Annotated in this window: 20 protein-coding genes; 10 read left to right on the top strand and 10 right to left on the bottom strand. The window is 62.2% G+C overall.

The genetic code is table 11. The annotated features are described in order from the left end of the window. Positions 1–40: 40 nt before the first annotated feature. Positions 41–1,375, top strand: a complete 1,335-nt coding sequence (locus MOQ67_RS27600; protein WP_126588946.1) for a DEAD/DEAH box helicase — start codon at positions 41–43, stop codon at positions 1,373–1,375. Between the two features lie 124 nt (positions 1,376–1,499). On the opposite strand, the gene MOQ67_RS27595 is transcribed toward MOQ67_RS27600, so the two are convergent. Both MOQ67_RS27595 and MOQ67_RS27590 read right to left on the bottom strand, forming a co-directional pair. Beyond that, positions 1,500–2,726 carry a TIGR03862 family flavoprotein gene (locus MOQ67_RS27595; RefSeq protein WP_126588945.1) on the bottom strand — a complete coding sequence of 409 codons (1,227 nt, stop codon included), beginning with the start codon at positions 2,724–2,726 and terminating at the stop codon, positions 1,500–1,502. 171 nt (positions 2,727–2,897) lie between these two features. Beyond that, positions 2,898–3,818: a histone deacetylase family protein gene (locus MOQ67_RS27590; RefSeq protein WP_126588944.1), complete on the bottom strand. Its 921-nt coding sequence runs from the start codon at positions 3,816–3,818 to the stop codon at positions 2,898–2,900. A gap of 76 nt (positions 3,819–3,894) precedes the next feature. Between MOQ67_RS27590 and MOQ67_RS27585 the strand changes: the two genes are divergently transcribed. The 3 genes from MOQ67_RS27585 to MOQ67_RS27575 are packed head-to-tail and all read left to right on the top strand — an operon-like array spanning position 3,895 to position 5,968. Continuing rightward, complete coding sequence (locus MOQ67_RS27585; RefSeq protein WP_046381964.1) at positions 3,895–4,464, top strand: GNAT family N-acetyltransferase; 570 nt, start codon at positions 3,895–3,897, stop codon at positions 4,462–4,464. 38 nt (positions 4,465–4,502) lie between these two features. Continuing rightward, positions 4,503–5,372: an acyl-CoA thioesterase II gene (tesB, locus tag MOQ67_RS27580; protein WP_017848298.1), complete on the top strand. Its 870-nt coding sequence runs from the start codon at positions 4,503–4,505 to the stop codon at positions 5,370–5,372. Beyond that, complete coding sequence (locus tag MOQ67_RS27575) at positions 5,369–5,968, top strand: HAD family hydrolase (RefSeq protein WP_126588943.1); 600 nt, start codon at positions 5,369–5,371, stop codon at positions 5,966–5,968. Before tesB ends, MOQ67_RS27575 begins: the two co-directional genes overlap by 4 nt. Before the next feature lie 120 nt (positions 5,969–6,088). On the opposite strand, the gene MOQ67_RS27570 is transcribed toward MOQ67_RS27575, so the two are convergent. From MOQ67_RS27570 to MOQ67_RS27560, 3 genes are read right to left on the bottom strand one after another with little or no spacing between them, the layout of a single operon-like run. Continuing rightward, positions 6,089–7,069 carry an alpha/beta hydrolase gene (locus MOQ67_RS27570; RefSeq protein WP_198717313.1) on the bottom strand — a complete coding sequence of 327 codons (981 nt, stop codon included), beginning with the start codon at positions 7,067–7,069 and terminating at the stop codon, positions 6,089–6,091. Beyond that, positions 7,070–7,957 (bottom strand): KPN_02809 family neutral zinc metallopeptidase, encoded by an 888-nt coding sequence (ypfJ, locus tag MOQ67_RS27565; RefSeq protein ID WP_017848295.1) that lies wholly within the window; start codon positions 7,955–7,957, stop codon positions 7,070–7,072. A gap of 44 nt (positions 7,958–8,001) precedes the next feature. After that, positions 8,002–8,415, bottom strand: coding sequence for a lipoprotein (locus tag MOQ67_RS27560; protein WP_126588941.1), 414 nt, complete (start codon positions 8,413–8,415; stop codon positions 8,002–8,004). A 185-nt stretch (positions 8,416–8,600) separates the two neighbouring features. Here MOQ67_RS27560 and MOQ67_RS27555 point away from each other — a divergent pair, with 185 nt between their 5' ends. After that, positions 8,601–9,479, top strand: a complete 879-nt coding sequence (locus MOQ67_RS27555; RefSeq protein WP_126588940.1) for a DMT family transporter — start codon at positions 8,601–8,603, stop codon at positions 9,477–9,479. Position 9,480: 1 nt separating this feature from the next. Here MOQ67_RS27555 and MOQ67_RS27550 read toward each other — a convergent pair whose 3' ends face one another. Further along, complete coding sequence (locus MOQ67_RS27550) at positions 9,481–10,815, bottom strand: MFS transporter (protein WP_046482183.1); 1,335 nt, start codon at positions 10,813–10,815, stop codon at positions 9,481–9,483. Positions 10,816–11,025: 210 nt separating this feature from the next. Between MOQ67_RS27550 and quiC the strand changes: the two genes are divergently transcribed. Both quiC and MOQ67_RS27540 read left to right on the top strand, forming a co-directional pair. Next, positions 11,026–12,924 carry a 3-dehydroshikimate dehydratase QuiC gene (quiC, locus tag MOQ67_RS27545; RefSeq protein ID WP_017848291.1) on the top strand — a complete coding sequence of 633 codons (1,899 nt, stop codon included), beginning with the start codon at positions 11,026–11,028 and terminating at the stop codon, positions 12,922–12,924. Positions 12,925–13,005: 81 nt separating this feature from the next. After that, a complete protein-coding gene (locus MOQ67_RS27540; RefSeq protein WP_017848290.1) occupies positions 13,006–13,671 on the top strand; it encodes a TetR/AcrR family transcriptional regulator in 666 nt (221 codons plus the stop codon). A gap of 64 nt (positions 13,672–13,735) precedes the next feature. On the opposite strand, the gene MOQ67_RS27535 is transcribed toward MOQ67_RS27540, so the two are convergent. Together MOQ67_RS27535 and aroQ are read right to left on the bottom strand one after the other, a co-directional pair. Then, positions 13,736–14,584 (bottom strand): shikimate dehydrogenase, encoded by an 849-nt coding sequence (locus tag MOQ67_RS27535; protein WP_046482177.1) that lies wholly within the window; start codon positions 14,582–14,584, stop codon positions 13,736–13,738. A gap of 5 nt (positions 14,585–14,589) precedes the next feature. Then, a complete protein-coding gene (gene aroQ, locus MOQ67_RS27530; protein WP_017848288.1) occupies positions 14,590–15,030 on the bottom strand; it encodes a type II 3-dehydroquinate dehydratase in 441 nt (146 codons plus the stop codon). Positions 15,031–15,303: 273 nt separating this feature from the next. Between aroQ and MOQ67_RS27525 the strand changes: the two genes are divergently transcribed. Both MOQ67_RS27525 and MOQ67_RS27520 read left to right on the top strand, forming a co-directional pair. Next, complete coding sequence (locus MOQ67_RS27525) at positions 15,304–15,732, top strand: DUF4160 domain-containing protein (protein ID WP_126588939.1); 429 nt, start codon at positions 15,304–15,306, stop codon at positions 15,730–15,732. After that, positions 15,729–16,166 (top strand): DUF2442 domain-containing protein, encoded by a 438-nt coding sequence (locus MOQ67_RS27520; RefSeq protein ID WP_126588938.1) that lies wholly within the window; start codon positions 15,729–15,731, stop codon positions 16,164–16,166. The genes MOQ67_RS27525 and MOQ67_RS27520 overlap by 4 nt, the downstream gene beginning before the upstream one ends. Before the next feature lie 6 nt (positions 16,167–16,172). On the opposite strand, the gene trmA is transcribed toward MOQ67_RS27520, so the two are convergent. After that, positions 16,173–17,252: a tRNA (uridine(54)-C5)-methyltransferase TrmA gene (gene trmA / locus MOQ67_RS27515; protein ID WP_017848285.1), complete on the bottom strand. Its 1,080-nt coding sequence runs from the start codon at positions 17,250–17,252 to the stop codon at positions 16,173–16,175. Then, positions 17,249–18,544 (bottom strand): NCS2 family permease, encoded by a 1,296-nt coding sequence (locus MOQ67_RS27510; RefSeq protein WP_017848284.1) that lies wholly within the window; start codon positions 18,542–18,544, stop codon positions 17,249–17,251. The genes trmA and MOQ67_RS27510 overlap by 4 nt, the downstream gene beginning before the upstream one ends. Before the next feature lie 222 nt (positions 18,545–18,766). Here MOQ67_RS27510 and MOQ67_RS27505 point away from each other — a divergent pair, with 222 nt between their 5' ends. Continuing rightward, positions 18,767–19,213, top strand: a complete 447-nt coding sequence (locus MOQ67_RS27505) for a DUF4879 domain-containing protein (protein WP_046482566.1) — start codon at positions 18,767–18,769, stop codon at positions 19,211–19,213. Positions 19,214–19,239: the final 26 nt, after the last annotated feature.

Here is a 19,239-nt window from a genome sequence, read left to right as displayed (position 1 = left end):
TTTACCCGCTTAGGCGCTGAATTTCCCCTACGGTAACCACATGACTTTCGCCACACTTGGCCTGATCGAACCCTTGCAGCGCGCCCTTGAGACGCTCGGCTACCAGACCCCGACGCCGGTGCAGGCGCAAGCCATTCCGGCGGTGCTGGCCGGCCGCGACCTGATGGCCGCTGCCCAGACCGGCACCGGCAAGACCGCTGCTTTCGCCGTGCCGCTCCTGCAACTGCTGACCATGGAAGGGCCGAAAGTCGCTGCCAACTCGGCGCGTGCGCTGATTCTGTGCCCGACCCGCGAGCTGGCCGAGCAGGTTCACGCCAGCGTTGCTGAGTACGCCCAAAACCTGCCGCTCACCACCTACGCGGTGTACGGCGGCGTGAGCATCAACCCGCAGATGATGAAGCTGCGCAAAGGCGTCGACGTGCTGGTCGCCACGCCTGGCCGCCTGATCGACCTGTTTCGCCAGAACGCGCTGAAACTCAATCAACTGCAAACCCTGGTGCTCGACGAAGCCGACCGCATGCTCGACCTGGGCTTCTCCGAGGAGCTGGCGAATATTTACCGCATGCTGCCGAAAAAGCGCCAGACCCTGCTGTTCTCCGCGACCTTCTCCGATGAAATCCGCACGCTCGCCGGGCAAATGCTCAACGACCCGCTGAGCATCGAAGTCAGCCCGCGCAACGTCGCCGCCAATACCGTCAAGCAATGGGTGGTGCCGGTGGACAAGAAGCGCAAGCCGGAGCTGTTTGTCCACCTGATGCGCAAGGGCCGCTGGAAGCAGGTGCTGGTGTTCGCCAAGACCCGTAACGGCGTGGACGCGTTGGTGGATAAGCTGCAGGGCCTGGGCATCAATGCTGACGGCATCCACGGCGACAAGCCGCAGGCGACCCGCCAACGCGCGCTGGACCGCTTCAAGTCGAGCGACGTGCAGATCCTGGTGGCCACCGACGTGGCGGCCCGTGGCCTGGATATCGAAGACCTGCCGCTGGTGGTCAACTTCGACCTGCCGATTGTGGCTGAAGACTACATCCACCGTATCGGCCGCACCGGCCGCGCGGGCAACACCGGCGAGGCGATTTCCCTGGTGTGCGCCGATGAAGTGAACATGCTGTCGGCCATCGAGATGCTCACGCGTCAGACCTTGACCCGGCATATGGAACAGGATTTCGAGCCGGAACACCGCGTGCCGGACACCGATGCCAGTGGGCAAGTGGTGAAGAAACCGAAAAAGCCGAAGAAGCCCAAGGCTTCCGGTGGTGGCGGCAAGCGCAACCTGGGCAAGTGGGTGGACAGTGGCGAGGTTGCGCCTGCCGAGCCGTCGATCAAGCCGGTGCGCAAGGTGCCGGTGTTCAATACCGGGCCGCGTAAGAAGAAGTGATTTTGCGGCGCTGCTGATGGCCGTCATCGGGGGCAAGCCCCCTCCCACAGTTTTGATCTGTGAATACATTCAAAATGTGGGAGGGGGCTTGCCCCCGATGACGGCTTTGAATTCACCACAGATCTCAACGCTTAAGCCACTCCAACATCCCCCGCCCGGCCGCTCTGCCACTGGCAAAACACCCCGTCAGCAAATACCCGCCGGTCGGCGCCTCCCAGTCCAGCATCTCCCCCGCACAAAACACCCCCGGCAATTGCTTGAGCATCAACCGCTCATCCAGCGCCTCAAACGGCACACCGCCCGCCGTACTGATCGCTTCATCCATCGGCCGGGTTTTCACCAGGCTCAGGGGCAATGCCTTGATAGCCACAGCCAATTGCGCCGGGTCGTTGAAGTGTTCGGCGGGTGCCAGCTCACGCAACAACGCCGCCTTGACCCCATCCAACCCCAACTGACTGTGCAGATGCTTGCTCATCGAGCGCGACCCACGCGGCTTGGCCAAGGCGGCCTGGACCTTGTCCAGCGGCTTGCTCGGCAGCAGGTCGATGTGCACCGTGGCGGCGCCATTGCGATTGATCGCCTCACGAATCGGTGCCGACAGCGCATAGATCAGGCTGCCCTCGATACCGCTGGCGGTGATCACGCATTCGCCGAGGCGCGGCTTGTCATCTCCCAGGCCGATAGCGACGTTTTTCAACGGTGCGCCAGCGAATTTGCTGACCATCAGTTCGCTCCAGGCCGACACCTCGAAGCCACAATTACTCGGCTGTAACGGCGCGCAGGGCACGCCTTTAGCTTCCAGCCGCTTGAGCCAGGTGCCGTCGGAGCCCAGGCGTGACCAACTGCCGCCGCCAAGGGCGAGCAGCACGGTGTCGCTGTGGATGGTTTTTTCGCCGTCCGGGCTGTGGATAAGTAAACCGCCGTCCGCGCTCCAGCCCAGCCAGCGATGGCGGGTGTGGATAACCACGCCGTGGTCGCGCAGGCGCTTGAGCCAGGCACGCAACAACGGGGCGGCTTTCATGTCTGTGGGAAACACTCGGCCGGAGGTGCCGACAAAGGTGTCGATGCCCAGGCCATGAATCCATTCGCACAGCGCTTGCGCACCAAACGCACGCAGCAACGGCGCCATCTGCGGCGCACGTTCGGCATAGCGTGACAGGAACGCCGGGTAAGCCTCGGAATGGGTGATGTTCATGCCGCCCACACCGGCCAGCAGGAACTTGCGCCCCACCGAGGGCATGCCGTCGTACACGTCCACCCGCAGGCCCGCCTGGCTCAGGATTTCAGCGGCCATCAGGCCGGCAGGGCCGCCGCCGATAATGGTGACGTGTTGGGCAGGGGTCTGAGGCATGGGCAGGGCTACGGTCGCGTGAATAGGCCGAGCATTCTACCCGAGGACGGCGCAAGTTCCTGATCAAAAAACGTACAGCTTCCTACAGGCTATGCGGTTACTGGCTTTCAGACGTTTACGCTCAAGTTATCCACAGGCCGTTCCACAGGCATTGTGGGTAACGCCCATATTTCAATGACAACCTGATGACGTCCACACCCGTTGTGCGCTGTGGTGCAGGATGCCGTGGCGGCGGGCCAAGGCCACACGGTCTTTGCTGTAGCCGCCGCCGATCACGCCCATCATCGGAATGTCGCGGCCCAGGCAATGGCGCATCACGCTCTCATCGCGGGCGGCGACGCCTTCGTCCGTCAGCTTGAGGTAGCCGAGGGCGTCGTCCTTATGCACGTCGACGCCCGCGTCGTACAGCACCAGGTCCGGCTGGTACAGCGGCAGCAGGTAGTTGAGCGCGTCGTCCACCACCTTGAGGTAATCGGCATCACCCATGCCCATGGGCAGCGGGATGTCCCAGTCGCTCTGGGCCTTGCGCGCCGGGAAGTTCTTTTCGCAGTGCAGCGACACGGTGATCGCGTCCGGCGTGTCGTGGAGGATGCGCGCGGTGCCGTCGCCCTGGTGGACGTCGCAGTCGAAGATCAGCACGCGGTTGACCCGGCCGCTGGCCAGCAGGTAATGGCTGATCACGGCCAGGTCATTGAAGATGCAAAAGCCCGCCGGGTAATCGTAGTGGGCGTGATGGGTGCCGCCCGCCAGGTGGCAGGCCAGGCCGTGCTCCAGCGCCTGCTCCGCCGCCAGGATCGAACCGCCCACCGCGCGCACGGTACGCCGCGCCAGGGCTTCGCTCCAGGGCAGGCCGAGGCGCCGTTGGTCTTCGCGGGACAACTCACCGCTCATGTAGCGTTCGATATACCCAGGTTCATGGGCCAGGGCCAGAATGTCCGCCGGGCACAGCGGTGGGCGCAGTAGTTGGCTGTCCTGGGTCAGCCCGGTGGACACCAAGTGGTCACGCAACAGGCGGAACTTGTCCATCGGGAAGCGGTGGTCCGCCGGGAACTCGGGGCTGTAATCATCGTGGTAGATCAATGGCAAAGGCATGGGATTTTCTGACGGGAACCTGCGACGGATCTTAACAGCGCGGTACACTCACGCACATGGCAAGGGAGGGGGACCCATGGAGCCGATACTGGAATTGCACAGCGCACGCCTGGTGCTGCGCCAATGGCGCGATGCCGACCTGCCGGCGTTTGCGCACATGTGCGCCGACCCGCAGGTGATGCGTTATTTCCCGGCCCGATTGGACCGCCTGGAAAGCGCCGCGTTGATCGGCCGGATTCGTGGGCATTTCGCCGAATACGGCTTCGGCCTGTGGGCCTTGCAGCGCAAGGACAGCGGCGAGTTCATCGGCCTGACCGGGTTGCAGAATGTCAGCTTTGAAACCGCCTTCACCCCTGCGGTGGAAATCGGCTGGCGCCTGGCGCGTGAGCATTGGGGCCTGGGGTATGCCAGCGAGGCGGCATGGACCGCGTTGCGTTGTGGTTTCGACCGCCTGCAGTTGGACGAAATCGTCGCCTTCACCACCCAAACCAATCTGCCATCACAAAAAGTCATGCAAGCCATCGGGATGCATTACGATCCCCAGGCAGATTTTGAACACCCCAAGGTCGCGGCTGATGACCCGCTGCGCCCGCATGTTTTGTACCGCATCACCCGCGCCCAATGGTTGGACACGCTGCACGGATAAGCAGCCCGGAATGCCCCATAGATTGTAGGAGTTGCTCTATGAGCCAAGTATTGGAAGATCTGGTGGACTTGCTGACCCTGGAGCCGATCGAGGAAAACCTCTTTCGCGGCCGCAGCCAGGACCTGGGTTTTCGCCAACTGTTCGGCGGGCAAGTGCTCGGCCAGTCGCTGTCGGCTGCCAGCCAGACCGTAGAAGCCGAGCGGCACGTGCATTCTTTGCACGGTTATTTTCTGCGCCCCGGCGATGCCGCATTGCCGGTGGTGTATTCGGTGGACCGCGTGCGCGATGGCGGCAGCTTCAGCACACGCCGCGTGACGGCGATCCAGAAGGGCCACCCGATTTTTACCTGCAGCGCGTCGTTCCAGTACGACGAAGCCGGCTTCGAGCACCAGACCAGCATGCCCGAGGTGGTCGGCCCGGAAAACCTGCCGTCGGAGCTGGAACTGACCAAGCAGCGCGTCCACCTGATCCCCGAGCACATGCGCGACAAGTTGCTGTGCCCCAAGCCGATCGAAGTGCGCCCGGTGACCGAAAAAGACCCGTTCAACCCGCAGCCGTCCGACCCGGTCAAGTACGTGTGGTTCCGCGCCGACGGCGCTTTGGCCGACACGCCGGCGCTGCATAAGTACCTGCTGGCCTACGCCTCGGACTTCGGCTTGCTGACCACGTCGCTGCTGCCCCATGGCAAGACCGTGTGGCAGAAAGACATGCAGGTCGCCAGCCTTGACCACGCGCTGTGGTTCCACGCCGACCTGCGCGCCGATGACTGGTTGCTCTACGCCATGGACAGCCCGTGGGCCGGCAATTCCCGTGGTTTCTCACGGGGCAGCGTGTACAACCGCGCTGGGCAACTGGTGGCCTCGGTCACTCAGGAAGGCCTGATCCGCCACCGTAAGGACTGGGCGTGAGCCTGGCGCAGATTAAACATTGGGTGTTCGACATGGACGGCACCCTCACGGTGGCCGTGCATGATTTCGCGGCCATTCGCGTAGCGCTGGATATTCCGCCCGAGGATGACATCCTCACCCACCTCGCAGCATTGCCGGCGGATGTCGCGGCGGCCAAACATGCCTGGTTGCTGGAGCATGAGCGCGAGCTGGCGCTGGGTTCGGTCGCGGCGCAAGGCTCGGTGGAACTGGTGCGGGAATTGGCCGGGCGGGGTTGTCGCCTGGGCATCCTGACCCGCAATGCGCGGGAGCTGGCGCATGTGACGTTGGAAGCGATTGGCCTGGCGGACTGCTTTGCCGTCGAGGATGTACTGGGGCGCAATGATGCGCCGCCCAAGCCCGACCCAGGCGGCCTGCTGAAACTGGCGGCGGCCTGGGATGTATCGCCCAGTGCGATGGTGATGGTGGGGGATTACCGCTTTGACCTGGATTGCGGCCGCGCGGCGGGGACCAGAACGGTGTTGGTCAACCTGCCGGAAAACCCGTGGCCCGAGCTGGCTGATTGGCATGCCGCAGACTGCGCGGTACTGCGCCGGATGATCCAGCCCGGGCAATAGAGCTCAAATGTGGGAGGGGGCTTGCCCCCGATAGCAGTCTGTCAGTTAAAAATTTGCTGACTGTTACACCGCAATCGGGGGCAAGCCCCCTCCCACAGGTTGAGCCGGTTTCTGCAGGTGTTACTGAGAGAACAGTGCCTTCTGCCCTTCAGGCGAAGTGAAGATCCCATCGCCGTTATGCCCAACCCCCGGCACTTCCACCAGCTTCTGGGTCAGTTGCGGGTGGCGCTGCTTGAGGTAGTCGAAATAGTTGTGCCCGCGAATCAGGCGGTACGCGCCCTGGGTCTCGGCTTCGCAGCTTTTATCCAGCGCCGGGTGGTTCGGGTCGGTGTCTTGCCGGCCCAGCAGGTAGGTGATGTCACGCGACACATAGGCCTGTTCCAGTTGCTCGGCGCTTTGCCCCTTGGCATAGGCGGGCAGGTGTTGCATGCCGTACTTCCAGTCATTGAAGCCAGGGCAGTCGGCGACCTTGAACGGCACCGGGCGCTGCGGGCTGAAGTAGGCGTAGGACGACGGGTTGGCCACCACATAGCGCAGGCGGATGCCCGCGCTTTGCAGGCTCGGTTGAGCCTGGCCGGTGAGCGCGAAGCGCTGCACCACCTGGCCGCCGCCGGAATGGCCGGCCACCACAATCTCTTTCAGTGCCGGGAACACGGTGCGGTTGCCCAGGTGCTCGATAATCTGGTCCAGGGCGCCGTAGGAACTGACCTGGCCGAGGCCCGTGGAGGGCTCGCCGGCCATCCAGTCATTGCCGTTCCAGCGCAGCACTTGCGGGGCCAGGTGATGGCGTTTCACGTCCGAGTCATTGAGAAACTGCGGCGCGACCACCAGCGTCGTGCCGCCAACCCCGGCATGTTCGGCGGCGTCTTCAGCGCTCTGCAGGTAGGTCTGTGCGTTGCGCAGGCGACCATGCACGATGATCAACGCACGGGTGACGTTGGGCAGGGGTTTACTCCAGTCCTGGCTCAAGCCGAGGCTGAGGTCGCCGGCCGGTAGGTGAAAGCGCTCGGGGCTGACCGCCTTGACCCCCTGCTCGGCGGCCCAGGTGGAGGCGCTGCAGGCGACCAGCACACCCAGCAGCATTCGCAATCGCGTATGCATTTAAAGGCTCTTGGCCGCGAAGGTGTCGCATTGAGTGATCTGGCCTTGGGCAAAGCCGGTCTTGAACCAACGCACGCGCTGCGCCGAGGTGCCGTGGGTAAACGAGTCCGGCACGACACGGCCCTGGCCCTGTTGCTGCAAACGGTCATCGCCAATCGCGTTGGCCGCATTCAGCGCTTCTTCGATATCGCCGGGTTCCAGCCAGTTCAGGCGTTTTTGCGCGCGGTTGGCCCACACGCCGGCAAAGCAGTCGGCCTGTAGCTCCTGACGCACCAGCAGGCCGCCGTCGCCTTGCATCTGCCGGCCTTGCTGGCGTGCAGCCTGGATCTTCGACGAGATGCCGAGCAAGGTCTGCACGTGGTGCCCGACTTCGTGGGCGATCACGTAGGCCTGGGCAAAATCGCCGGCGGCCTGGAAGCGTTGCGACATTTCCCGGAAGAAATCCAGGTCCAGGTACACCTGCTGATCCGCCGGGCAATAGAACGGGCCGCTGGCGGACGTGGCGCCACCGCAGGCGGAATTGACCCGGCCACGGAACAGAATCAGTTTCGGGTTCTTGTAGGCCAAGCCGTTTTCCTGGAACACCTGGGCCCAGGTGTCTTCGGTATCGCCGAGCACTGCACGGACAAAGTCGGTTTGCTCATCATTGGCCGGCGGCGCCTGGCGCGACGGGGTGCTCACCGAGGGCGCCTGCTCCAGCTGGCCGGTCAATTGGCCGAGGATCTGCAGCGGGTCCTGGCCGGTCAGCCAGCCGATGCCGACGATCAACACAATCGCGGTCAGGCTCAGGCCCTTGCCGCCGCCAAAACGCATGCCGCCACCACCACCGCCACTGTCATCGCGGGCATCCACCACGTTGTCGCTGCGTCGGCCTTTTTTCCATAGCATGGGGCAATCCTCTGTGTGCTAAGCGTGATTGATTATGGTCGTGATTAACGGCAATAGCCTTCGCCGGTGGCGACGATCAGGCAGTTCTTTTTATCCGCCAGCCATTTCAACCCGGTTGCCGCACCGTCACCGGCGCGCAGCTGTTGCGGGCCATCGGGGCGGGTGAAGGCGATGCCGTCTTCGGCCGCTTCACCTTTGAAGGTGCCGGCGGCGTCGGCGTCGAGGCCGTATTGCATGGTAAGAAGGTAGTGGCCACGGCCGATGCCGTCGTCCTTGGCGATGGTCAGGTGCAAGCCTTCGACGCCGATCCATTTGCCGACCCAACTGTCGGTGGGTGGGGTTTGCGGCACCAGGGTCGCTTGCACGGAAGGCGGCGCCGGTTTGGCGGGCGCCTTGGACTCTTGGTTGCACGCGGCGAGCAGGGCAAGGGTAGACAGAAGAAAGACAGTTTTTTTCATAGCGGCAAGGCCTTGGTTAAAAAGTGTGCAACGCCGGGGCGAACGTGCAGCGTTGGACTCGATTGCAGTGATTTAGTGCGCTGTTCGCACGGTGTTTGGTTATGCTCTTGGGGCAGACGCATGCCCGGCTGCTAGATTAACGGGTTGAGTACCACCGCGTTCAGCCCGCCACGCAAGAGAATTCAATGACTGTCAGCACCCCACTTTCCGGCGTCAACCATCCCTTCAAAGGCATTCTGCTGATTGTGGTGGCGACTTTTCTGTTCTCCAGCCACGACGCCTTGTCCAAATTCCTGGCCGGGTTCTACCCGATCGTGATGGTGGTGTGGGCGCGTTACCTGGTGCATACCTTGTTGATGGCCGGGATTTTCCTGCCGCAATCGGGCTTGCGCGTGCTGCGCAGCACGCGGCCGGGGATGCAGGTGGTGCGGGCCTTGTGCCTGTTGGGTACCAGCCTGTTTTTTACCGCCGCGCTGCATTACATCCCGCTGGCGGAAGCCACCGCAGTGAACTTCCTCGCGCCGATCCTGGTGACGGCGCTGTCGGTGCCTCTGCTCGGTGAACACGTGACGCGTGGCCAATGGCTGGCGGTGATCTGCGGGTTTGTCGGGGTGCTGGTGATCATCCACCCGGGCGGTGAACTGTTCACCCCGGCGGTGCTGCTGCCGCTGTGCTCGGCATTGTTCTTCTGCTTCTACCAACTGCTCACGCGCATCCTCAGCCAATACGACACGCCCACCACCAGTAACTTCTTCGCCGGCCTGTGCAATACCTTGGTGATGAGTGCGATGGTGCCGTTCTTCTGGCAAGTGCCAACCCTGTGGCACGGCGTGTTGATGCTGGCGTTGGGCACCTGCGGGATGACCGCGCACTTGCTGCTGACCCAGGCCTTCCGCTTCGCGGCGCCGGCCTTGCTGGCGCCGTTCGGCTATTGCCAGATCGTGTTTGCGGGCGTGTTGGGCTGGCTGGTGTTTGCGCATACCCCCGACTTGACCACGGTGGTCGGCATCGGGGTGATCTGCATGAGCGGGTTGGCCGCTGCCTGGCAGCAGCGGCGGCGCTGAATCAGGCGTCGACCCTGGGAATCTTGCGCGGTGCCATGAAGTACATCCAGGTCAGCGCGATGAAGTACATCGCCGGGATCAGGGTGAACAGCACGGTGTAGTTGTTGTTCGTCACGGTCAGGATGTGGCCGACAATCTGGGTCATGAACATGCCGCCGATGGCCGCGCACATGCCGCCGAAGCCGAATACCGTACTCATCATGTGCTTGGGCGTGTAGTCCATCACCAGGCTCCAGATGTTGGCGGTCCAGGCCTGGTGTGCGCCAATCGCCAGGGAGATGGCGAACACCGCGACCCACAACTGGCTGGAGCCGGCGGCCATGATCACCCCGATGATGCAGCAGGCGAACAGCAGCATCGACAGCAGCCGCGCCTTGATCGAATTCATCCCGCGGCCGATCAGGAACGACGACAGAATCCCACCGCCCACGCTGCCGAAGTCGGCGGTCAGGTAAATGATGATCAGCGGGATACCCATCTGCGTGACGTTGATGCCCAGGTTGTATTGCTGGTTCAAGAACGGCGGCAGCCAGTACAGGTAGAACCAGAACACCGGCGCGGTCAGCGAGTAGGCGATGGCGAAGGCCCAAGTGCCGCGCATGCGCAGGATGCGGCTGAAGGGGACGCGGGGCTGTTCCGGTTCGACTTCCCGTTGGATGTAGTCCAGTTCGGACTGCTTAACCGTCGGATGCTCTTCCGGGTTGTAGTACTTCAAGCCCCAGAACAGCAGCCAGATCCCACCGAGTGCCGACATGCACAGGAACGCCGCTTGCCAGCCCCACACATGCAGAATCAACGGCAGCAGCATCGGCGTCATCATCGCGCCGACGTTGGTGCCAGCGTTGAAGATGCCGGTGGCCACTGCGCGCTCGCCGGCAGGGAACCACAGGCGGGTGGTCTTGACGCAGGCCGGGTAGTTGGCGGCCTCGGTCAGCCCGAGGATAAAGCGGCAAACCATGAAGCCGACGGCCGAGGTGGCCAGGCCGTGGGCGCCGGTAGCCACGCTCCACAGCAGCACCGCGCAGAAGAACACGCGCTTGACACCTACGCGGTCGATCAGCCGGCCTTGCAGCACAAAGCCAATCGCGTAGCCGACCTGGAACCAGAAGTTGATGTTGGCGTAGTCCATCGCCGTCCAGCTCATTTCTTTGGCCAGGATCGGTTGCATTACGCCGAGGGCGGCGCGGTCGATGTAGTTGAGTGTGGTCGCGAAGAACACCAGGGCCAGCATGCCCCAGCGAGTTTTACCGACGGCCATTGCACCGCGGATCTTGTCGCCGATGCCGGCGTGCGGGTTGGCCGGGCGCGCAGCCAGGACTGAGTTTTGCGAAGGCATGAGGGTTTACCCGTTTTTGAAATTTTTATGGTGTGTTCTGGGTTTTGTTACGGAATCGATGGTGCGCAGTGGCTAAAAAATCGTCAATTCGCCAATGCCCATTGTGTTCGATAATCGCCCTGAAAACTAACTGGTTCGTACATTTCAATTGCTGCATTAGGCTAGGGGGCGAATAATTTACTGTAAATAACAATTGCCGGGAGTCGCCCCATGCAACGTTCCATCGCCACTGTTTCCTTGAGCGGCACCCTGCCGGAAAAGCTCGAAGCCATTGCCGCCGCCGGGTTTGATGGGGTCGAGATTTTCGAGAACGACCTGTTGTATTACGACGGCAGCCCGCGGGAAGTCAGGCAAATATGCACTGACTTGGGCCTGGCCATCACCTTGTTTCAGCCGTTCCGCGACTTTGAAGGCTGCCGCCGCGACCGCCTGGCGCGCAACCTGGAGCGCGCCGAGCGTAAATTCGACCTGATGCACGAGCTGGGCACCGACCTGGTGCTGGTGTGCAGCAACGCCTCGGCCGATTGCGTGGGCGATGAACGTATTCTACTCGATGACCTCAGCCTGCTCGCCGAACACGCCGGCCGCCGTGGCTTGCGCATCGGCTATGAAGCGCTGGCCTGGGGCCGGCATGTGAACACCTGGCAGCAGGTGTGGAACCTGGTGCGTCAGGTCGATCACCCGAGCCTCGGGGTGTTGCTCGACAGCTTCCACACCCTGTCGCTCAAGGGCGACCCGAGCGCCATCGCCGAGATCCCCGGCGACAAGATCTTCTTTGTGCAGATGGCCGACGCACCGATCCTGGCCATGGATGTGCTGGAGTGGAGCCGACACTTCCGTTGCTTCCCCGGCCAAGGCGAATTCGACCTGGCGGGTTTTCTCGCGCCGATCATCAAGAGCGGCTATACCGGGCCGCTGTCCCTGGAAATCTTCAACGACGGCTTCCGCGCCGCGCCAACCCGAGCCAACGCGGCGGACGGCCTGCGCTCGTTGCTCTACCTGGAAGAGAAAACCCGCCAACGCCTGGCGCAGGAACGCCCCGCCGTACCGCTGGATATCCTCTTCGAAACCCCGCCCGCCAGCGAATACGACGGCATCGAGTTCCTTGAGTTTGCCGTGGACGAAGACCTCGGCGCCAAGCTGACCCAATGGCTGGAGCGCCTGGGCTTCGTCAAGGCCGGCCAGCATCGCTCCAAGAGCGTCAGCCTGCTGCGTCAGGGCGATATCAACCTGATCCTCAACTGCGAGCCCTACTCCTTCGCCCACAACTTTTTCGAGGCGCATGGGCCGTCGCTGTGCGCCACCGCGATTCGGGTCAAGGACAGCGCCAAGGCCCTGGAACGGGCGGTGGCCTACAAGGGCCAGCCGTATCGTGGCCTGGTCGGGCCGAACGAACTGGAATTGGCGGCGGTGCGCGCGCCGGACGGTAGCCTGATTTACCTGGTGGACCCAAGCGAAGGCGTATACGACACCGATTTCAATCTGCAACCGGGCGCTGCCACCAGCGGTGGGCTTTTGCGCATCGACCACATGGCGATGGCCTTGCCTGCCGACAGCCTCGACAGCTGGGTGCTGTTCTACAAGAGCTTGCTGGATTTCGAGGCCGATGACGAAGTGGTGCTGCCTGATCCGTATGGCCTGGTGAAAAGCCGTGCGCTGCGCAGCCGTTGCAGCTCGATTCGTTTGCCGCTGAATATTTCCGAAAACCGCAACACCGCGATTTCCCACGCGCTGTCGAGCTATCGCGGCTCGGGTGTGCATCACATTGCCTTCGACTGCGCGGATATTTTCGCCGAAGTGCGCCGGGCCAAGGAGGCGGGTGTGCCGCTGCTGGATATCCCGCTCAACTACTACGACGACCTGGCGGCGCGCTTCGATTTCGACGACGAGTTCCTCAGCGAGCTGGCGTACTACAACGTGCTGTACGACCGCGACGCCCAGGGCGGTGAGTTGTTTCATGTGTACACCGAGCCGTTCGAAGGACGGTTTTTCTTCGAGATCATCCAGCGCAAGCATGGCTACGCCGGCTACGGTGCGGCCAATGTGGCGGTGCGTCTGGCGGCGATGGCCAAGTCGCGCAGTGGTGCGGTACGCCAGGCACGGTTGTGACGGCAGGGCCGGTGCTTCCTTCGGGGAGCGCCGCGGCCCATAATCGCGGCCTGCACAATAAAAAACGGCCGTGAGCGCACCATGACCTTGACTCCCGATCTCTCCGCAGTGTCAGACGCACCGCGCAAGAGTCGCAAGAACAACCCGGAAAAGACCCGCGAAAACATACTGCAAGAAGCCATTGTCGAGTTTGTTCAGCAGGGCCTGTCCGGCGCTCGCGTGGATGCGATCGCCGAGCGTATCCACACCTCCAAACGCATGATCTATTACTACTTCGGCAGCAAGGAGCAGTTGTACGTCGAGGTGCTGGAGAAGCTCTACGGCGATATCCGCAACACCGAATCACGCATGAACCTCACGGCCCTGGAGCCGCGCGAAGCGATCAGTCGGCTGGTGGAGTTCACCTTCGATCACCACGACCGGAACGTGGATTTCGTGCGTATCGTCTGCATCGAAAATATCCACAATGCCGAGTACGTGAAGCGCTCCGATTCAATCAAGGCGATGAACAGCAACATCCTGGACGCGCTGGGCACGACCTTGCGCCGTGGCGCCGAAATGGGGCTGTTCCGCGAGGGGCTGGAGCCGCTGGACGTTCACCTGCTGATCAACTCATTCTGTTTTTATCGCGTATCCAACCGCCATACGTTCAGTGAGATTTTTCAGATCGAATTGTCGGACGAGGCCGTTAAGCAGCGGCATCGACAGATGATTTGCGAGTCGGTGCTGCGTTACCTGCAAACCTGAGGTTAGCGCGGATTCACGGTGGGAGGGGCAAACACCCTCCCACATTTGGATGCGGTTTCGGCCGTCAGCTCTTCATGCTCTGGAAGTGCGCCAACATCCTGTGTGCATCCGGCACTACGCCACTGAACAATTCGAACGCCTTCACCGCCTGAAATACTGCCATGTTGCCGCCATCCAGAGTGCGGCAACCCAAGGCGCGGGCGTTGCGCAGCAGTTCGGTTTCCAGTGGGAAATACACGATTTCCGCGACCCACAATTGCGCGTGCAGCAAGGCCGGCGGCACGGGCGTGCCGGGCAGTTTGGCCATGCCCATCGGCGTGGTGTTCACTAACCCGTCGGCCTCGGCCATGGCGTTTTCCAGATGGGTGCCGACCTGGGCCCGTCCCGGGCCGAAACAGTGTGCGAGGTTATCCGCCAGGTCCTGGGCGCGGCTGGCGTCTACGTCGAAAATGCTCAAGTGCTCAACGCCTTCCGCCAGCAGCGCATGGGCCACCGCCGCGCCTGCGCCGCCGGCGCCCATCTGGACCACGCGTCGCCGAACGACATCCTGCAAGTTGCGCCGGAAACCTTCGGCGAACCCCAGGCAGTCGGTGTTATGGCCGATGCGTTTGCCCGCTTTGAACACCACGGTGTTGACCGCCCCAATGCCCCGGGCCTCGTCGGACAATTCATCGAGTAAAGGCAGGATCGCCTGCTTGCACGGGTAGGTAATGTTCAACCCGGTGAAGTTCATCTGCTCGGCGGCCTGCAGCAGGTCGGGCAGGGCATTGATGTCCAACTGCAGCGGTTCCAGGTCGATCAGGCGATACAGGTAGCGCAGGCCTTGGGCGTCACCTTCCTGTTCATGCAGGGCGGGCGTGCGGGAGGCCTGGATGCCGGCGCCGATCAGGCCGGCGAGGACGCGCGGTTTCATCGGGCTCATCCTTTCACCGTGCGGCTGAAATGTTCCAGGGCCAGGTGATAGCCGTGGCTGCCAAACCCGGCGAGTACCGCCTTGGCGATGGGCGACACGAACGAGTGATGACGAAACGGCTCGCGCGCATGCACGTTGGATAAATGCACCTCGATCACCGGCACTTCACTGGCCACCAGCGCATCGCGAATCGCCACCGAGGTGTGGGTCCAGGCCGCCGGGTTGATCACGATACCGGCGCAACGGGCGCGGGCGCCGTGAATCCAGTCGAGCAATTCGCCTTCGTGGTTGGTTTGGCGAAATTCGATGGTCAGCCCCAGTTGCTCGGCACTGCGGCCACATAGCGCGGCGATGTCGGCCAGGGTTTCATGGCCATAGGTGGCGGGCTCACGGGTGCCGAGCAGGTTGAGGTTGGGGCCGTTGAGCACCAGCACGATGGGCGGCATAAGGGGATCTCCACAGTTATTGTTCGTTGTGCGGATAAAATGTACTGAATGGTTAATTTGGTCAATCGATGGCGGTAGATGTGTTCGATTATCGAACCGTTAATCAGTGAGACCGGGCATTTCCAGGTGCTGCCATGAGTCGTTACAAGACCGTATTCGACGGTTTGCCCGCTGTTACTACGCTGTGAAAAACGCCCTGATCAAGGAGCCGGTTGTCGGGTGATGCATGGAAAAGTGTTACCCGGCGGAAAATAACCTAACGGATGGGTTACGATGAAAGTAGGCACTTACAAAGGACATGTGATTGCGGTGTTTCTCAGGGATGAGCATTGCCCGCCTCACGTGCATTTCAGGGGAAAGCAATGGGATGCGCGTTTTCGTTTCAGCTTTCTGGATGGGCGAGTGGAGCTTTGGGATGTAGACCCCGAACGGCGGCGGCCACCCCCCGGGATTCTGGAGGGCATTCGCCAGACGTTGATGCAGCGACACGTCCTGGCTCGTGTACGAAGGATCTGGTGGGAAAAACTGCAAACGGTTTGCCTGGAGAACCATTCCTGGGATTGGGACGCCGACGAGGTGGTGCCGGGGTTGATCATTCGGCGTGGCGTCTATGTGATTGCAAACGCCCGACACGATGTGGCGGGGCAGCGAACCCTTTTGAATCTGGTCAGGGCGCCAGATTGTGTGGAGATTGATCTATGAAAATCGTAAAAGCCAAAAGCTTGCCCGATGTACCGATCACTGAGGCCGATATCGATAAGGCCATAGTGCGGGGGCGCAAACTGAAGCGTGTGTACGCCAATGCCTGCTCGGTGCGTTACGAGGATGACTGCATCTCCATCGGCTTCAGCGATGGCAGTCGCATCATGTTGCCGGTGGCCGGTCTTCCGGAGTTCGAAGGGTTTTCCACGCAGGACTTCGAGCAATTGGAGGTCGGCTTTGGCGGCAAGGCGCTGTGCTGTGAAGCCCGCGACCTGCATGTTTCCATCACCGGCCTGATTGCGACCAGCCAGCCCTTGATGGATCTGGCCGTGAGCCTGGTGGCGTCGCACAACGGCCGCAAAAGCAGCGCGGCCAAATCCGCCGCCGCCCGAGCCAATGGCAAGAAGGGCGGTCGGCCGCGCAAGGAACCGTAAGGGAGGTTATCGACGGGTCAACAGCACCCCGGACTCCATATGGTGCGTCCATGGGAACTGGTCGAACATCGCGCATTGGGTAATCCGGTGCGTGTCATGCAGTTGCGCAATGTTCGCCGCCAGGGTTTCCGGGTTGCAGGAGATGTAGAGGATGTTGTCGAAGCGCCGGGTCAGTTCGCAGGTGTCCGGGTCCATGCCGGCGCGCGGCGGGTCGACGAAGACGCTGCCGAATTCGTAGCTTTTCAGGTCGATGCCGTGCAGGCGTCGGAACGGGCGCACGTCGTTCAGCGCTTCGGTGAGTTCTTCGGCGGAGAGGCGCACCAGGGTGACGTTATCCACTGCGTTTTCATCGAGGTTGCTCAGGGCTGCGTTCACCGAGGTCTTGCTGATTTCGGTGGCGAGCACGCTGCGCACGCGGGTGGCCAGCGGCAGGGTGAAGTTGCCGTTGCCGCAGTACAGCTCCAGCAGATCGTCCGGGCGATCGCCGAGTGCGTCGTATGCCCAGTTGAGCATCTTCTGGTTCACCGTGCCGTTGGGCTGGGTGAAGGCGCCTTCGGGTTGGCGATAGCTGAAGGTGCGGCCACCGACGTCGAGTTTTTCCACCACGTAGTCATGGCCGATCACATCGCGTTTGCCCTTGGAGCGGCCGATGATGCTCACGTTCAAGTCGGCGGCCAGTTGGTTCGCGGCGGTGTGCCAGTGCTCATCCAGCGGGCGGTGATAGCACAGGGTGATCATCGCGTCGCCGGCCAGGGTGGTCAGGAACTCCACCTGGAACAGCTTGTGGCTCAGGGCGGCGCTGGCTTGCCAGGCGGCCTTGAGCTGCGGCATCAACTGGTTGATGCGCTGGCTGGCGATGGGGAACTCGTCGATCAGGATCGGCGTGCGCTTGTCGTCCTGGGAGAACATTGCGTAGTGGCGTTCCCCTGCTTCGCGCCACAGGCGGAATTCCGCGCGCAGGCGGAAGTTCTGCAGGGGCGAGTCGAAGACCTGAGGCTGTGGCGCGTCGAACGGTGCCAGCAGGTCACGCAAGCGCGTGACCTTGTCTTGCAGTTGAACGGTGTAGCTTGCGGCGTCAAAAGTCATGCGTTGAACCAGCCCAGCTTGATCACAAACAGAATCGACAGAATCACCAGCGCCGGGTTCAGCTCACGGTAGCGGCCCGAAAGCAGCTTGATGGCGGTCCAGGCGATGAAACCGAAGGCGATGCCGTTGGCGATGGAGTAAGTGAAGGGCATCGCCAGGGCGGTGATCACCACCGGCGCTGCAACAGTGATGTCATCCCAGTCGATTTCCGCCAGGCCCGAGGTCATCAGCACGGCCACGAACAGCAACGCCGGTGCAGTGGCGAAGGCCGGTACGCTGGAGGCCAGTGGCGAGAAGAACAGCGCCAGCAGGAACAGGATCGCGACCACGACCGCGGTCAAACCGGTGCGGCCACCGGCACTCACGCCCGCGGCGGATTCGATGTAGCTGGTGGTGGTCGAGGTGCCCAGCAGCGAACCGGCCATGGCGGCGGTGCTGTCGGCGATCAGCGCACGGCCCATTTTCGGCATGTGGCCATCCTTGTCCATCAACCCGGCGCGCTTGGCCACGCCGATCAGGGTGCCGGAGTTGTCGAACAGGTCGACGAACAGGAACGCGAAGATCACGCTGACCAGGCCGATGTCCAGCGCGCCCTTGATATCCAGCTGCAGGAAGGTCGGGGCCAGGGACGGTGGCATCGAGGTCACGCCGCCGAACGGGGTCACGCCGAGCAGAATGGAGACAATGGTCACCGCCAGGATGCCGATCAGCACCGCGCCGCGTACCGCCAGGGCTTCCAGCGCGACGATCAGCGCGAAACCGAGGGCGGCGAGGATCGGTGCCGGTTGTTTCAGGTCGCCCAGGCCGACCATGGTGGCCGAGTTGCTCACCACGATCCCGGCGTTGTGCAGGGCGATCAGCGCCAGGAACAGGCCGATACCGGCAGCAATCGCCGAGCGCAGGGGCAGGGGGATGCTGTTGATGATCCATTCACGGATGCGGAAGATCGACAGCATGAAGAACAGCACCGCCGAAATGAACACCGCCCCCAGCGCCACTTGCCAGGTATGGCCCATGTGCAGGACCACGGTGTAGGTAAAGAAGGCATTGAGGCCCATGCCCGGCGCCAGCGCGATCGGGTAGTTGGCGATCAAGCCCATCACGGTCGAACCGATGGCTGCTGCCAGGCAGGTGGCGACGAACACTGCGCCCTTGTCCATGCCGGTTTCGCCGAGGATGCTCGGGTTCACGAACAAAATGTAGGCCATGGCCAGGAATGTCGTGATGCCCGCGAGGATCTCGGTTCGCACGTTCGTGTTGTGTGCTTTGAGTTGAAACAGCTTTTCCAGCATGCCTGCTCCCTGTGACGCTATGTTGCGTCGTTATTTGTTGACCTCTAAGTCAAAGCACAAATTGCGCCAAGCGCCTGTGGTTTCAGAGAGGATCGGAAAAAGCGGCGCATCATACCAGCAGCCGAGGCCGTGTGGCGCACGGGCTTGGCTTTGTGGCGCATGGCTGTGAATCATGGCCTTGAGGCATACTGCGCCGATGTTTAATTCAGGGTCATCGACAGCATGAAAAAAGCCAACCGGTGGAGTCTAGCTCTGATCGCTTGTATCAGCGCGTGGTTAGGTGCGGCACCGGCGTGGGGCGCGACTGCACCGGCCTTGAGCGAGGTGCGGGTGTTCAAGGTCGAGTCGGCCGGGTGTGTGGAAACGATTCCGGAGCGCTCCCAGAGCACACAGATGTGTACGCACCGTGGGCCTACCCAGGTGTCGGTGATGGAGGTTGGCCTGGGCAACAACCCGATGGGGCGCTTCAATGGCGCGGTACTCAACGGGCAACGCACTGCGGTGTGCCAGGTCGGCAACGTCAGCCAGGCCTGCAATGGCGCGGGCACGTTGATGGGCTACATCTATGTGTTCGACCTGAATGTCGAAGCCCAAGGCTGGTTCGAATACAGCAACACGTCGATCAACGCGCCGCGAAATACCTTGAATACCCAGCTCAATATCCGCTGATCAATGGCCCTGAACGTCACGGATAT

Source organism: Pseudomonas sp. LY-1 (assembly GCF_053502595.1).
Note: the sequence above shows the minus strand (reverse complement) of the source record. Positions and strands in the feature narration are given on the sequence as shown.